Source organism: Amycolatopsis sp. NPDC051106 (genome assembly GCF_040682775.1).
GTDB lineage: Bacteria > Actinomycetota > Actinomycetes > Mycobacteriales > Pseudonocardiaceae > Amycolatopsis.
Map to the genome: position 1 here is coordinate 128904 of NZ_JBFBBQ010000006.1, position 13475 is coordinate 142378.

Here is a 13475-nt window from a genome sequence, read left to right on the forward strand (position 1 = left end):
AGATCTGAAGCAAAGCAATCGCGGAGACGTCGTAGTTGCCGGTGAAGTGCACGATTGCGCTGAGCAGCCGAACGCGTGCGTTCTCCGCGTCCGCGGCCGCCGATCTCGCGATCGCCGCAGTAGGACCGGATCGTCTCGGACGCCTAGGCCGGCGCACCATTGTTCGCGGTGGAGTCCGCAGCCGCACAGGAGTCCCTAGGCAACGGCTCGACGCCGCGGACACGGGGCAAGACGCGGGCGGAGCGGGCGGCAGATACACCTGCGGCCGCGCTCGGTGGTGCTGTGGTCCGTCGTGGTCGGGAGAACGTCCTTGATCTCATCGAGCCCACCTGGTCAGTCGTGATCCATCGTGTCGCGCACTACGCGCGTCACGATGCGAGCGCACCGCTCGCATCGGCATTCGGATGATGTAGCAGACTTACCACTGAAACTTGGTCACGCCCCATCGGCGAACCGACGGGTATGACGTTCGAAGCAGTGGGGCATCAACCGACCCGAGATGCTGGAGTGGTCCAGGTGGCGGCCGCGGAACCGGTTCCATCGAGGCAACTGTCAGTAAACCGTGTCGATTGGGTGACGTCAAGACGCTTGCCTGCAAATTTCCCACCACCACGCGCCTGCTCGAACTGCTGCGCCGCAAGGAGATCACCGCGCTCGTCGACCGCGTGTTCCCGCTGGAGCAGGCCGCGTCGGGCAGTGCCGGCGTAATCGAGGTGCCCGGGAGAGAGCCATGCGGCAAGTGCGAAGCCCGACCCAGGTGAAGGTCAACTCGGCCGGCTGTCGGACGACTGGAAGATCAGCACGTTGTTGATGTTCACCGTCCAGTCGTTGACGAACCTCTCCGGGTGGAAGTAGGACAACCGGATCTCCTGCATCCTCGCGGCGAGCATGCCGCTGGCGACGCCGGTGAACGCCGGCCGGCCGGGCATCACCTCGAGCAGTACCTCGTCCGCCAGGACCAGCCCGGGCCGCAACGACACGACCAGCGCGGGAGCCACGGGAAAGTCCGACCGGACAAGCACTTCCACTTCGAATCCGGGCGGCCGTGCCGGCATTCCGTCCTGCGGTGACCAGGGCTGTGCCCGCGCGAGCTCGGCGGCGACCACGGCGGCCGCGGTGCCGGGCTGCTCCGGCGCGGCCGGGGACGGCCGGCCCGGAGCCGGCTTGATCTCGCCGAAGGCGACTGTCAACGGGCCGAACCGCAGCGGTCCGGGCGTGGCCGGCCGGACGACCACCTGCGCGGTCCTGGCCAGCCGCTCGTCGTCTTCGTATCCCGCGGGCAGGATCAGGTCCACGTCGGTTTCCGGCCCGAGGTCCTGACCGAGCCCGCGCGCGAGGGCCTCGGATTCGGCAAGCAGGTTGAGAGAAAGGTCCACCACGTCGTCGACCGCGTCGACGAGGTCGCTGCCCAGCTCGTCGATCCGCTCCTCGCGCCGGCCTCGCAGGCCCAGCCGGCTCGAGCGGGGGAGCTGCTTCCGGGCCTTCTCATAGGCTTGGGGGCCGAAGAGCGGAAGCGCCTCGGTCAGCGCCCGGAACGCCGCGTCGTTCACCGTGGCCAGCGCCGCGGGTACGGCGTCGGGACGGCCGGCGGAGAGGGAGCACAGTGCCACGTACCGCTCGGCCACCGCGATCTGCAGCGGGGACTTGGCCGAAGCGGCCGCGGCGGCCTCGCGGAACAAGTCACGCGCGCGGGCCAGCTCGGCGGCCCGCGAGTTCGGCTCGGGCGCGGTGCTCGCGTCGCGCAGCGCCCGCTGCCCGGCGCGCAGCGCGATCGTGTAGCGCTGGTCCAGCAACTCTTCGAGCTGACGGCCGATCCCGGCCAGCTGCTCGCTCAGGCGGTCTTCGCTGGCCACCAGTTCGCCCAGCAGCTCCGAGGCCAGCCCGCTGAGCTCGTCGTTCCCGGTCAGCGCCCGGATCAGCTGGGAAGCGCCGTACTTCGCGGCGATCGTGACGATTGCGGTCAGTGGCTCCACCTGTCTCACCTTAAGCCCACGACAGTCCGAGCCGGCCCGGCCTGACGAAACCCGAGCTGCAGCCACCGTGGCCGAACCGGGACGGCTCGGCCGGGTAATGGGAAGTCGTCAGGCGTAGGTCGGCACGGGCCGGGCCCTCGCCCCGGCACCTGACCTCGACCATGGCCGCCCTCGACGGCTGATGCCCGTGTGGACGGCCGAGCGCGGGTATTCCTGGAAAGAATGGCTCGCATGCCGTATTCGTATGGGGATCGCGGCAGCAACCTCTGTTAGCTTCGAAACGCGAATTCCGCGAGCGGGAAACCGTTTCGTGTCGGCGATTCCGGTCACGACGGGAGCCGGCTTCACTGCTGGAGGTGCTGTTTTGCGCGTGTTCGTCACGGGCGCGTCGGGGTGGATCGGCTCCGCGGTCGTCCCCGAGCTGATCGAAGCGGGGCACGAGGTCACCGGGCTCGCCCGGTCCGCCGCCTCGGCGATCGAGGCCCGGGGTTCGGGCTGCCGCCCTCGCCCTCGCCGGGCGCGGGCTGCGACCGTCGGTCGCGCGGCTGTCGCCGACCGTCCACGGTGAAGGTGACGCCGAAGGCCAGGCCACCAGCAGCACGGCGAGGGCGCGGTGCTGGTCGGGTGCGCTGACGTCGCCGGTCCGGTTTGGAGTGAAACCTCCCCGGATGGGGTATTCGGGGGCGCGGTCACGCGGTGGTGGCCGTGCACGCCGAGGAGAGGAACTGCCTGTGGTCGAAGTGACGCGCACCTTCACCGTCGCGGCGGCACCGCACGAGGTGCTGGAGTACCTGAAGGACTTCGGCAACGCGACCGAGTGGGATCCCGGTACCCGGGTGTGCGACCGAACTGACCTGTGAGCTCGTCCGGTTCGAACCCGGACGGGTGGTCTTCGCCGGCCGCAACGACACCGCCACCACCACCGACGACATCGGCGTCGCCGCCACGGGCGGAGGCGGGAGCACCCTGACCTACCACGCCACGATCGAGTTCCACGGAACCGCGAAGCTCGGCGCACCGATCGCGGAAGTCGTCTTCGAAAAGATCGGCGCCGACACCGAGGACCGCCTCACCCGGGTCTTCGGCACCCCGGGGATGACGACCCCGGTCCCCGCGACCGCACCTGCCGCCGACGCGGACCGGCCGCACCGGCCCTCTGCTCGACAAACCGGAGGATAGGTCGCCGGCCAGGGGATGGCGCGCTTCGGCCTGCGCGCTCACCCGTGGCCGTCTTGTCCAGCCGCTCTTCCTTCGCCGGCTCACCGATCGCCATCCACGCCGTATTCCTACACGCGAACGGCTGTTCGCTTACGGGACCGACACCGTGGTTCCGGGCAGCACCATGCGGACGTCGATCTCCGGGGCGAGCCGGGCGACCGCGTCGGCGTAGTGCCGCGGGTCCTGGTCGCCCTTGGTGATCATCCGGTCGCCCAGCTGTCCACTGTGGAAGGCGTAGTGGTGCGGCACCGCCAAGGCGGGCTTCAGCGCGGCCGTCAGCCCGGCTGCTTCCTCGGCGTCCATGACCACCTGCGCGAAGTTCATCGGCCGGACGCACAAGCCGTTCGTCGGCAGGATGGCCAGGTCGACGGGCCCGAACCGGTCCGGGATGGTGTCCAGCTCCGGCACCCGCAGCGAGTCGCCGCCGAAGAAGACCGTGCGCCCGCCCTTCTGGAGGACGAAGGTGACTTCGTGGACGCCGTGCTTGCCCGGGGTCGCCGTCACGGTGAGGTCGCCGACCGTGGCGGCTTCCCACGCTTCGATGGCGCGGACGTCGCGGAAACCCTTGTCCCGCGCGATGGTCGCGACCGTGCCGGGGCCGATCAGCGGGGTGTCCAGGTCGAAACCGCCGGTGACGAGGGCGTCGAGGTCGCAGTGGTCGTAGTGCTCGTGGCTGACCACGACCGCGTCGACGCGGCCCAGGCCCTCGACCGTCGAGGCGACCGGTTCGCCCTGGTAGTAGGTGGCGGCCTGGGTGAACCACGGGTCGGTCAGGACGCGGGTCCCGCCGATTTCGATCAGCTGGCAGGCGTGCCCGATCCGGGTCACGGTCAACGAGGTCTTCATGGTGTGTCTCCTGAGATCAGTTGCCGAGGTCCAAGAGCGCGCCCAGCAGCTCTTCGGGCGTCTCGACCTGCGGCAGGTGGCCGGTGCGGGGGAGCAGGGTGAACGTCGAGAACGGGATCGCGGCGGCGTAGGCCTTGCCGTACTCCGGGTCGACGATGCCGTCGCTTTCGCCCCAGAGCACGTGGACCGGGACGTCGAGGGCGCCGAGCCGGTCGGCGAGCGTCGGGTCGGCCATGGTCGGGCCGGTGTAGCCGATCAGCGCCAGGACGTCCGGGCTCGGTCCCGTGCCGCCGCCCGGCGGGACGGGGGCCTTGCCGGGGTCGTGGAAGGAGTGCGCGCGGAGCTCGGTGGGGGAGAGGCCGCTGACGTCGGTCGGCGGGTGGCCGTCGACCTCGATGCCGATCCCGTCGATGATCACCGCGCCGCTGACCCGCGGGCTCTTCTGCAGGGCGATTTCGGCGGCCAGCCAGCCCCCGAAGGAGTTGCCGACCACGGTGACGTCGGTGAGGTCGAGCTCCTCCAGCAGCGCGACGTAGGTCCGCGCCAGCGCCTTGACGTCGGTGAGGCTTTCGGCTTTCGGGGTGCCGCCGAAGCCGGGATGGGTGGGCAGCAGCACCCGGGAATGCGTGCGCTCGGCGAGCAGGTCGGCGAAACCGGCCATCGTGGCGACGCCGCCACCGCCGTGCAGGAGCAGGAACGGGCGGGTGCGGTCGCGGTCCTGGAGGGTCACCTCGACCGGGCCGAGCGTGCGGATTTCGGTGCGGGTGGGCCGGAGCGAGCCGGCTGTGGGGCGAGTCGTCATGGGTCCTTCTCGGTGGTGAGGTCGTTACCTAAGCAACCTTATATAAGGTTCCTTAGATAAGCAACCTGACTTCGATCGGTTAGGATGCGAGCATGAAGTACCGCCCCGGTGATGTCGCGCTGGCCGTCAAGCGCCTGCAGTACCGCCACCACCGCGCGCTGAGCCGCGCGCTGGCGCCGCTGAACCTTTCCCTCGTGCAGTGGGACACGCTGCGGCACCTGCACCGCGAGCCGGATGCCTCGCTGCACGACCTGGCGCTGCTGACCTTCCAGACCGACCAGTCCTTCGGTTCCCTGGCCACGCGGATGGCCGAGCGCGGTCTGATCGAACGGGTCCCCGGGCCGGGCCGGGCGGTCCGGCACCGGCTCACCGACAAGGGGGCGCGCTTGCGCGTGGAAGGGCAGGAGCTCGTGGACGCCATCGCCGGGTCTTCGTTCGAGAACCTGTCGGACGCCGAGCTCGACCAGCTCGGCGAGCTTTTAGATCGTGTCCTCGGCCCCGACCCCACGGCTTAGGGTGCCGGACCAGGCTGCTTCGAGGAGGTCGGCAAGGTCCTGCCGGCCGGCCGGGCGTGGGTTCGCGTAGGGCGCCGCAAGAGCTTCTTCGACGACGGCGCGGAGCTGGGCCCGGGTGACCCCGAGCTCGGCGAGGCCGGTGGGGGCGCCCAGTTTGGTGACCAGCTCGTGCAGGGCGGTCACAGCGGCGGGAGCGTCGAGTGCTCTGCTCACGGCGGCGGCCGCGTCCGGTGCGGCGGGCAGGGTGAACGCGGCGACGTGCGGGAGCAGCACGGCGTGCGTTTCGGCGTGGGGCAGGTCGAGCATGCCGCCGAGGACGTGGCAGAGCTTGTGGTGCAGGCCCATCGTCGTCGCGCCGAGGCAGGCTCCGCACAGCCACGCGCCCTGCAGCGCGGCCGCCCGGGCGGCCGCGTCCGGAGTGCCGTTGCCGAGGACTGGCAGCGCCGTGGCGAGATCGCGGATGCCCCGCTCGGCCATGGCCGCCACGGGCGGGGAAGTGTCGGGCGCGTACAGCGCTTCCACGGCGTGGGCGATCGCGTTCAGCCCGCTGGTGACCGCGACGGCGGCGGGTACGGTCGCCGTCAGTTCCGGGTCGTAGACCACCGCCCGGGGCAGCACCGACCGATCCCGCCCGGTCCGCTTGCGTGAGTCCTCGGTGATTCCCCAGACCGGGGTCATTTCGGATCCCGCGTAGGTCGTCGGCAGCGCGACGTAGGGCAGGCCGGCGCGCAGGGCCAGGGCCTTGGCCAAGCCGATCGTCGAGCCGCCGCCGGCGGCGACGCAGCCGTCGGCCCCCAGTCCGGTCGCGACCTCGGCGGCGTCGGTGACCGTGGCCAGCGGGACGTGCCTGCGCGCCCGTTCGAAGACGCCGACGGCGCGGCTTCCCAGGACGGCCGTCGCGTGGTCGGCGAGCTCACGCTGGGTCGACGTGGACAGCACGAGGACGCGGCGCAGGCCGGCGTGCTCGGATTCCTCGGCCAGCCGGGCGACCGAGCCCGCGCCGAAGACGACGCGTGCCGGCAGCGCCTCGTAGACCGCCGCGCTCACGGGACGGCCCGCCTCAGCCGGATGTCGAACCGGGCCCGGCGGAAGGGCGCGGTGACGCCGTATCGCTCGGCCTCCACCGGATCGGTCACTGCGGCGAAGTCGGTGACCAAGCTCGAACGCACCGCGAAGACCGCGTCGCTGTCCACGTAAGGTCCGTCCGCGACGAACATGTGCGTGGTCAGCGGCTCGTGGCCGGCGGCCTCGGCGATCACATGGACGTGCGCGGGCCGGTAGGGGTGCCGGGCGGTCGCGCCGAGCAGTGCGCCGACGGGCCCGTCGGTCGGGATCGGGTAGTGGCTCGGCACGACCGTGCGGAACCAGAACTCGCCGTGGTCGTCGGCGTGGAAGAGCCCGCGACCGTTGCCGGGAGGCTGGCTTTCCGGCTGTTGGACGTCGTAGAAACCGTTCTCGTCGCATTGCCAGACGTCGATCGTGGCCCCGCCCAAGGGACTGCCGTCGAGATCGGCCACCGAGCCGGTGATCACGCAGGGCGTGCCCGTCCCGACGAGGTCGATGGAGTCGCCGAGCTTTCGGACTGGAGATTCGACCAGGTGGAAGGGACCCAGCACCGTCGGCTCGGTGCCGAGGTCGCCGCCGTTGATCGTCTCGACGAGCATCGATACGCCGAGAACGTCGGAGAGCAGCACGAACTCCTGCCTCGTGTCATCGGTCTTGTGCCCGGCCGCGGTCAGGAACTCGATGGCCCGCTCCCACTCCCGGTTCGTGAGGCGCAGTTCCCGGACCGCGGCGTGGAGGTGGCGCGTGACCGTGCCGAGGATCGCTTTCAGCCGCGGGTCCGGCGTGCCGGCGAAGCTGGCAAGGACCGCGTCGAGCAAGGCCTCTTCACCGAAATCCATCACGCACCCCGCCGGCGGTCGGCGAGCTTGGCCGCGAACCAGTCCGAGACGAGAGCGCTGCGTTCGCTCGAGTGGTTGTAGATCGTGTGCTCGCCGTCGTCCCACACCCGCAGGGTCGCGTCGCCGTGATGGGCGGCGGCGTCGAGGAACGGCTGTTGGTCGCCGAGTCCGACGAGGGGGTCCTGACCGCCGTGCAGCACCAGGACGGGGCAGTCGATGCGGTCCTCGGGCCGGAGCGAAATGCGGTCGAAGTTGTCCTGGATCGCGGCCTGGTCGCTGGTGCCGAGCATCGCGGCCGCCTGCTCGACGTAGCTGCGGAAGGCGAGCAGCCGTGGCCGGGCCGGAGCGCCGTTGACGCACACCGCCGCGACGCGCGGGTCGGACGCGGCCGTGGTGGCGGCGTACAGCCCGCCGTTGCTGTTGCCCCACAGCCCGACGGGTCCCAGGTCTTCGCGTCCGGCGACGTGATCGACGAAGGTCCGGTAGGCAGCGCGCACGTCGGCGTCCAGCAGCACGCCTCCCTCGAGACGCGTCCGGCCCTGACCCGGTCCCTCGGCCAGCAGCGCGGCGAGGCCGCGGCGGTTCAGGGCGTCGGCCTGCCGCAGATACGCCGGGCCCCAGCCGCTTTGGCCGCCGAAGACCACGACCGTGCCCAGTACCGGGCCGCGCGGCAGCAGCAGCCAGCCGAACATCCGGCCGCCCGCGAAGGGAAGCTCCACCTCCTGGCAGCGCGGTGGCCGCAGTGCTCCGGCGGCTCGTGTTCCGGCGGCGGACAAGGCCGCGGCCCGCGTGGAAACGGTGGCTGTCAACCGGGAATAGAGTGCGCGCTTGCGGTCGCTGTCGGAGTTGAACGCCATCTGGGCGAACACCAGGCAGGCGATCGCCGATCGGTACGCTTCGTCCGCGGTCACCGTCCGGCCGTCCCGGCCGGCGTCGGCCGCTCGGTGGAGGTGGTGGTCGGCCAGTCCCTCGGCCGCGACGTCCCAGGCCGTTCCGGCGGAGGTGAGGTGCTGCAGTTCGAGCACGTCCCCGAAGTCCATGCCGTAGTCGAGCATCCGGGTCGGCGACATGGCCCGCCAGAGCACCTCGGCCGGCGGGAGGTCGGTCGTCGTGGTCCGGTCGTCGCCGAGCCAGTGCAGGCGGGTACGGAGGTCGTCGACAGCCGCCGGGAGGTCGGCGAGCGCGCCGGCCCAGAAGAGGTGGAAGTCCGGCCGTCCGAGGAACGCCTCGACTTCGTTGTCCCGCAGGAACGCGGCGTAGGTGCCGTCCACGTCGTCGAAGTCCGTGCCGGGTACCGCGGTGGCGACGCCGAGGCGGTCGAGGAAACCCCGCTGGGCCGGGGAAAGCACCGACCGCGGGTCCTTCTCGGCGACCAGGCTGAAGCCCCGTCCGACGACGTCGTCGAACCAGCCCTTCGCCCCGTCCTTGCTCACGATCCCTTGGGGGACCAGGGTTCCGGCCGGCGGGACCGGTCGTCCGTCCGCGCCGTGGTGGACGACGCCGGCCTCGAGCGTCGGGAACGGCGGTGGTGGCGGTGCGGTGCCGTCCCGGAACGCCTGGTCGCGAGCCGCCGCGGCGGCGGGATCGTGGGTGTTCGCCACGCGCCCCAGCGCGCTCGAGATGTCGGTGATCGCCGTGGCGTGCGGGCGGCGCTCGGCTTCGTAGGTGTCCAGCAGTTCCTCGCCGGCGAGCCCGCGCAGGACGAGGTCGAGCTTCCAGCCCAGGGTGAGCCCGTCCCGCATGCCCGAGCAGGCGCCTTGTCCCATGTAGGGCGGGGTGGTGTGCGCCGCGTCGCCGATCAGGAAAACCCGGCCCTGGCGCCAGGTTTCGGCGATCCGGCCCTCGAAGGTGTAGACCACCTGACGCAGGATCCGGACGTCCTCCGGGCCGAGCCCGTGGGTCTCCCGCAGCCACGTCCAGGCGAACTCGGGGCGTTCGAACTCGGCGGCGTCCTCACCTGGCAGGACCGCCAGCTCGAACCGTTGCCGGCTCTTCCCGATCGGCATGTGCATCGAGCCGCGGATCGGGTCGCAGTACTGGGTGAGGCTCGTGAACCGCTCCGGCAGGGGCCGCAGCCGCTCGGTGTCGAGGTTGAGCCAGCGGTCGTCGACACCGTTGTCGCTGCGCTGGATGCCGAGTGAGGCGCGGACGAAGCTGTTGGCGCCGTCCGCGCCCACCACGTACTTCGCGGTGACGACCCGTTCCTCGCCACCGTGCGACCACTGCCCCGTGCGGGACTGCGTCCACGGCCGGGCGGCCAGTTCGACACCGTCGTCGTGCGGCCGGACCGCGACCACCGCCCAGCCCTGGTCGACCTCCACGCGGCCCGACGCCCGCACGTGGGCGTCGATCGCGTCCTCGATGTCGGGCTGGTAGATCGACAGGTGCGCGGGGTGACCGCACGAGCTGCCACTCCAGTCCAGCTCGAGGAGCAGTTCACCGGAACCGTTGAGGTACCGGTAGCTCGACAGCGGCAGCGCGTCCCGGAGGGCGTGGTCGAGGTCCCCGACGGCCTGCACGATGCGCGCGGTTTCGCCGTCGATGTGCGTCAGGCGCGGCAGCCCGTACAGCGCGGGCCAGCGCTCGAACACCACCACCGAATGGCCGGCCTTGCCCAGGGTGGAGGCCAGGACGAGCCCGGAGGGGCCGTAGCCGACGACCGCAACGTCGTAGTCGTGGTTCACGATGAGTTCTCCCGTCGACCCGGAGCGGCTGCGCTCCTGCGAATCGAGGGGGACGGTAGGCCGGAATCCGTGGCGTGCCGATCCGTTTCGCGCCGGTCCGATCCACCGCGCGACGCGAGTTCGGGCTAGACGGTGGCGACGCCGCTGACCGGAGAACCGACGGCACCGGGAAGCCGGAGCGGGGGCGCCGTCAGCAAGAAGCGGGACCGCTCGTGCTCGCGCAGCCAGCGGGCCAGCTCCGCCAGGTACCACATCTCGCCCAGCGGGATGCCCTGCTTGAAGAGGCAGTGGGTGTGCAGCGGGAGCACGGATTCGGCGCCGGGGGCCGGATCCAGGCTGAAGCGCTCCACGGCGAGGTTGTCGGCCACGATCGCCGAGAGCCCGCTGTCGGTGATCCACTGCAGCAACCGGTCGTCCTGGCTGTCCAGCACGGCGCAGCTGCCGTCCAGTGTCTCCTGGGTCAGGTCGTCGCCGAGGTCGAGCATGATGGCGGTGAGTCCGGTGTGGAGGCACAGGATGTCGCCTGCCTCGACGGTCACGTCCTGCGCCGCCATGATCTCGGTGAGCAGGTCGTACCCGACCGCGACGCGCTCGTGGCCGACCGCCCGTTCCAGGTCGACCAGCACGCCCCGGCCCTGAACCCCGGTCTGGGCCATGGTTTCGATGCCGAGCGCGCCGGCGTGCGGCGGCACCGAGCCGGCCGGGTCGCCGATCACGTCGACATCGGCCCGGTACCCGTTGTAGTAGCAGATCGCCGGCTCGCCGGTGCCGTCGAGGTCGAAGACGGCGCCGTGGTGGGCGAAGGAATCCCACTGCGTCGAGTACTGCAGGTAGAGGACCGCGAGGTCGTCGCTGACGACATCGGGCACCGTGGGCAGGAAGCGGTGGTTGTGGCCGAGCGGGGTGCTGCTGAGCACCGGTGGCTTGCGCGGCCCCGCGGCGTACTCACCGCGGGGGAAGTCGAGCGGCAGGCTGAGCGGGAAGGCGATCCCTTCGCGCACCTCGCGGACGGCGGCGAGGCGGCGTCCGGCCGTGATCAGGTTCAGGCGGCCGAGCTGGTCGTCGTCGCCGAACTCGCCCCAGTTCGAGCCTTCCGGCCGCCGGGTCCATCGGGTCATGGTTCTTCTCCTGGTTCGTCTGGTGGCCTGAGGCGGCCCGTACGATGTGCGCATGCCGCAGATGAGGCCGGGTCTCAAGGACGTCGCGGAACGCGCGGGTGTCGGTGTCTCGTCCGTTTCCCGAGTCCTTTCGGGTCACCCGGACGTGAGCGTGAAAATGCGCGACCGGGTCATGGCGGCGGTCGACGCGATCGGCTACCGGCCGGACATCTTCGCCCGCGGGCTCCGGGGCGGGCCCACGATGTCGGTCGGGCTGGTCATCGGGGACATCTCCAATCCGCTGTTGTCGGAAATCAGTCTCGGTGCGGAGCGCGAGCTCCGCCGGGCCGGCTATTCCCTCCTCTTCGTGAATTCGATGAACGACCCCGAACTCGAAGCGCAGAACATCCTGCTGTTCCGGGACCGGTACGTGGACGGGCTGCTCCTGTCGCTCAGCGCCGAGGACGACGCCGGTGTGCTGGCGGCGCTGCAGACCATCGAGGCGCCGCTGGTGCTGATCGACCGGGAAGTCGACGACCCGGGTGACCAGCTGAGGCCGAGCGCGGTGCTGTGCGACCACCGCGGGGGGATGCGGGCGGCCATCTCCCACCTGCTCGATCTCGGGCACCGGCGGATCGGCTGCATCCTGGGCGGGCACGCGCGGTTCGCGCGCATGCGCCGCCAAGGCGTGGAAGAGGCCTACGCCGAGCGCGGCCTGCCGCCGACCTACGGGATCGTCCAGGGCCCGCTCGACGCAGAGCACGGCCAAGCGGCCACGTCGCGGCTGCTGGACATGCGTGAGCAGCCGACCGCCCTCGTCGTCGGCGGGAACCAGCTGCTCAAGGGGTGCCTGCGCGAACTGCGGCTGCGCCGGCTGGTGGTCGGGACGGACCTGTCGCTGGTCAGCTGCGACGAGACCGATCTGACCGAGATGCACGATCCGCCCATCGCCGTCGTGCGGCGGGACACCCACCAGCTGGGCGAGACGGCCGCCCGGCTGCTGCTCCGGCGCATCCGGGAGCCCGAAGACGGCCCCGTCACCACCGTCCACCCCACGCAGTTCGTTCCCCGGGCGAGCGTCGCCCCGGTGCCGGAGGCCGCCGGCGCCTGATCGGCCGGCGGCTCCCGCCAGGTCCACCTAGGCGGCCTCGAGCCGGTGGAAGCGGATGTAGTCCTCGTCGAGCTCCCAGCCCAGGCCGGGGCGGTCGGACAGCGTGATGGCGCCGTCGACCAGGGGTGGCCGGTTCGCGATCAGGTTCCACCAGATCGGGTCCCGCTCCGGATCGAAGCACTCGGCGTAGAGGCCGTGCGGGATCGAGGCGAGCAGGTGGCTCGACAGCTGGGGCTCCTCGTGGTGCGCCATCTTCACGTCGAAGGCGGCGGCCATCCCCGCGACCCGGCGCCACTCGGTGGGCCCGCCCGTCCACGAGGCGTCGAAGTTGCAGACGTCGATGGCGCCGTCGACCATCAGATCGCGGGCACCGCCGGCCGAAAACTCACTCTGGCCCGCGCACACGCGCACGCCGGTGGCGTACCGGACGTCCCGCATCGCGCGCCGGTCGTTGTGCCACTGGCAGGGTTCCTCCAGCCAGTGCAGGTCGAGATCGGCGACCCGGCGGGTGAAGGTGATCGCTTCCTGCACGGTCCAGCCCTGGTTGGCGTCGGCGGCCAGGATGAAGTCGGGCCCGGCGGCCTCGCGGGCCCGGCGGAACCGCTCGGCGTCCTCGACCGGGTCCGCGCCGCCCACCTTGAACTTCATCCCGGCCATGCCCCGCTCCCGCAGGACGGCGATCTCGTCCTCGATGCCGAGCGGGCTGTCGTAGTAGCCGCCGATCGAGATCATCGGCACGGTGTCGCGGTAGCCACCCCAGAGCCGCCACAGCGGCTGGCCCACGAGCTTGCCCACGGCGTCCCAGATCGCGCTGTCCACGCACGCGGACGCGACCAGGCCGAGCCGGCGGTCCCGCAGGATGTCGAAGGTCGCGGGGCGCGCGAGGGACCAGCAGCGCTCGACCGCCCTCGCGTCCTGGCCGATCAGCCGCGGCTCGATCTCCCGGTGGATGATCGCGTCGATCTCGAGCAGGGCCGCGTCCTCGTCGCCGGCGTAGGCCTCGCCGACGATCCCCTCCTCGGTGTGGACGCGCGTGACGATGGTCGACCGGTGGCTCATCTGGTAGTAGCTGCCGCGGAAGACCCGGGCGAGCGGTACGCGGATCGCGACGGTCTCGATCTTGCGGATGGTCAGGCCCGGCAACGTGCGGTTTTCCGCCGCGACCGGCGATACATCGAGCGGCATGGCTGATCAGACTCCTCTGTCGAGCGACTGGGAACGTTGCCAGATTAGCAGTCGCGAGAGGCCCTTCCAAACGTGCTTGCAGCCGCCCTCATTTGTGGCACGTTACGTCGCTGAACATTGCTTATGGTCACTCGATCCGG

Annotated in this window: 13 protein-coding genes and 1 pseudogene; 6 read left to right on the forward strand and 8 right to left on the reverse strand. The window is 71.1% G+C overall.

Translation table 11 applies throughout. The features are described 5' to 3' along the window. The first annotated feature begins 569 nt into the window (after positions 1 to 569). On the forward strand, positions 570 to 761 hold the full coding sequence (locus AB0M83_RS07355) for a hypothetical protein (RefSeq protein ID WP_364513843.1): 192 nt from the start codon (positions 570 to 572) through the stop codon (positions 759 to 761). 3 nt (positions 762 to 764) lie between these two features. Here the strand turns inward: AB0M83_RS07355 and AB0M83_RS07360 are convergent, their stop codons facing one another. Then, a complete protein-coding gene (locus AB0M83_RS07360) occupies positions 765 to 1973 on the reverse strand; it encodes a hypothetical protein (protein WP_364513846.1) in 1209 nt (402 codons plus the stop codon). A 364-nt stretch (positions 1974 to 2337) separates the two neighbouring features. Here AB0M83_RS07360 and AB0M83_RS07365 point away from each other — a divergent pair. From AB0M83_RS07365 to AB0M83_RS07375, 3 genes and pseudogenes are all read left to right on the forward strand, one after another. Next, positions 2338 to 2448, forward strand: a pseudogene (locus tag AB0M83_RS07365) (NAD-dependent epimerase/dehydratase family protein); the annotation flags it as partial. A gap of 256 nt (positions 2449 to 2704) precedes the next feature. After that, positions 2705 to 2833, forward strand: a complete 129-nt coding sequence (locus AB0M83_RS07370) for an SRPBCC family protein (RefSeq protein WP_364513849.1) — start codon at positions 2705 to 2707, stop codon at positions 2831 to 2833. Between the two features lie 25 nt (positions 2834 to 2858). Beyond that, complete coding sequence (locus tag AB0M83_RS07375; protein ID WP_364513852.1) at positions 2859 to 3152, forward strand: hypothetical protein; 294 nt, start codon at positions 2859 to 2861, stop codon at positions 3150 to 3152. Positions 3153 to 3281: 129 nt separating this feature from the next. On the opposite strand, the gene AB0M83_RS07380 is transcribed toward AB0M83_RS07375, so the two are convergent. After that, complete coding sequence (locus AB0M83_RS07380) at positions 3282 to 4037, reverse strand: MBL fold metallo-hydrolase (protein WP_364513855.1); 756 nt, start codon at positions 4035 to 4037, stop codon at positions 3282 to 3284. Positions 4038 to 4053: 16 nt separating this feature from the next. Then, positions 4054 to 4839 (reverse strand): alpha/beta hydrolase, encoded by a 786-nt coding sequence (locus tag AB0M83_RS07385; protein WP_364513858.1) that lies wholly within the window; start codon positions 4837 to 4839, stop codon positions 4054 to 4056. Positions 4840 to 4931: 92 nt separating this feature from the next. On the opposite strand from AB0M83_RS07385, the gene AB0M83_RS07390 reads away from it, so the two are divergent. After that, positions 4932 to 5354, forward strand: coding sequence for a MarR family winged helix-turn-helix transcriptional regulator (locus AB0M83_RS07390; protein ID WP_364513861.1), 423 nt, complete (start codon positions 4932 to 4934; stop codon positions 5352 to 5354). Here AB0M83_RS07390 and AB0M83_RS07395 read toward each other — a convergent pair. From AB0M83_RS07395 to AB0M83_RS07410, 4 genes are all read right to left on the reverse strand, one after another. Beyond that, positions 5319 to 6401: a maleylacetate reductase gene (locus AB0M83_RS07395; RefSeq protein ID WP_364513864.1), complete on the reverse strand. Its 1083-nt coding sequence runs from the start codon at positions 6399 to 6401 to the stop codon at positions 5319 to 5321. The two genes, AB0M83_RS07390 and AB0M83_RS07395, sit on opposite strands and share 36 nt — an antisense overlap. Next, positions 6398 to 7258, reverse strand: coding sequence for a dioxygenase (locus AB0M83_RS07400; protein WP_364513867.1), 861 nt, complete (start codon positions 7256 to 7258; stop codon positions 6398 to 6400). Before AB0M83_RS07400 ends, AB0M83_RS07395 begins: the two co-directional genes overlap by 4 nt. Beyond that, on the reverse strand, positions 7258 to 9942 hold the full coding sequence (locus AB0M83_RS07405; RefSeq protein WP_364513870.1) for a bifunctional 3-(3-hydroxy-phenyl)propionate/3-hydroxycinnamic acid hydroxylase: 2685 nt from the start codon (positions 9940 to 9942) through the stop codon (positions 7258 to 7260). The genes AB0M83_RS07400 and AB0M83_RS07405 overlap by 1 nt, the downstream gene beginning before the upstream one ends. A gap of 125 nt (positions 9943 to 10067) precedes the next feature. Further along, a complete protein-coding gene (locus tag AB0M83_RS07410) occupies positions 10068 to 11060 on the reverse strand; it encodes a cyclase family protein (protein ID WP_364513873.1) in 993 nt (330 codons plus the stop codon). A 52-nt stretch (positions 11061 to 11112) separates the two neighbouring features. On the opposite strand from AB0M83_RS07410, the gene AB0M83_RS07415 reads away from it, so the two are divergent. Then, positions 11113 to 12150 (forward strand): LacI family DNA-binding transcriptional regulator, encoded by a 1038-nt coding sequence (locus tag AB0M83_RS07415; protein WP_364513876.1) that lies wholly within the window; start codon positions 11113 to 11115, stop codon positions 12148 to 12150. A 27-nt stretch (positions 12151 to 12177) separates the two neighbouring features. Here AB0M83_RS07415 and AB0M83_RS07420 read toward each other — a convergent pair whose 3' ends face one another. Then, positions 12178 to 13335: a mandelate racemase/muconate lactonizing enzyme family protein gene (locus tag AB0M83_RS07420; protein ID WP_364513879.1), complete on the reverse strand. Its 1158-nt coding sequence runs from the start codon at positions 13333 to 13335 to the stop codon at positions 12178 to 12180. Positions 13336 to 13475 lie beyond the last annotated feature (140 nt).

What these genes read in the sequence shown, in the direction of transcription:
- AB0M83_RS07380 (WP_364513855.1), bottom strand. Translation starts at nt 4,037, where the DNA reads ATGAAGACCTCGTTGACCGTGACCCGGATCGGGCACGCCTGCCAGCTG.
- AB0M83_RS07385 (WP_364513858.1), bottom strand. Translation starts at nt 4,839, where the DNA reads ATGACGACTCGCCCCACAGCCGGCTCGCTCCGGCCCACCCGCACCGAA.
- AB0M83_RS07390 (WP_364513861.1), top strand. Translation starts at nt 4,932, where the DNA reads ATGAAGTACCGCCCCGGTGATGTCGCGCTGGCCGTCAAGCGCCTGCAG.
- AB0M83_RS07400 (WP_364513867.1), bottom strand. Translation starts at nt 7,258, where the DNA reads ATGGATTTCGGTGAAGAGGCCTTGCTCGACGCGGTCCTTGCCAGCTTC.
- AB0M83_RS07410 (WP_364513873.1), bottom strand. Translation starts at nt 11,060, where the DNA reads ATGACCCGATGGACCCGGCGGCCGGAAGGCTCGAACTGGGGCGAGTTC.
- AB0M83_RS07415 (WP_364513876.1), top strand. Translation starts at nt 11,113, where the DNA reads ATGCCGCAGATGAGGCCGGGTCTCAAGGACGTCGCGGAACGCGCGGGT.
- AB0M83_RS07420 (WP_364513879.1), bottom strand. Translation starts at nt 13,335, where the DNA reads ATGCCGCTCGATGTATCGCCGGTCGCGGCGGAAAACCGCACGTTGCCG.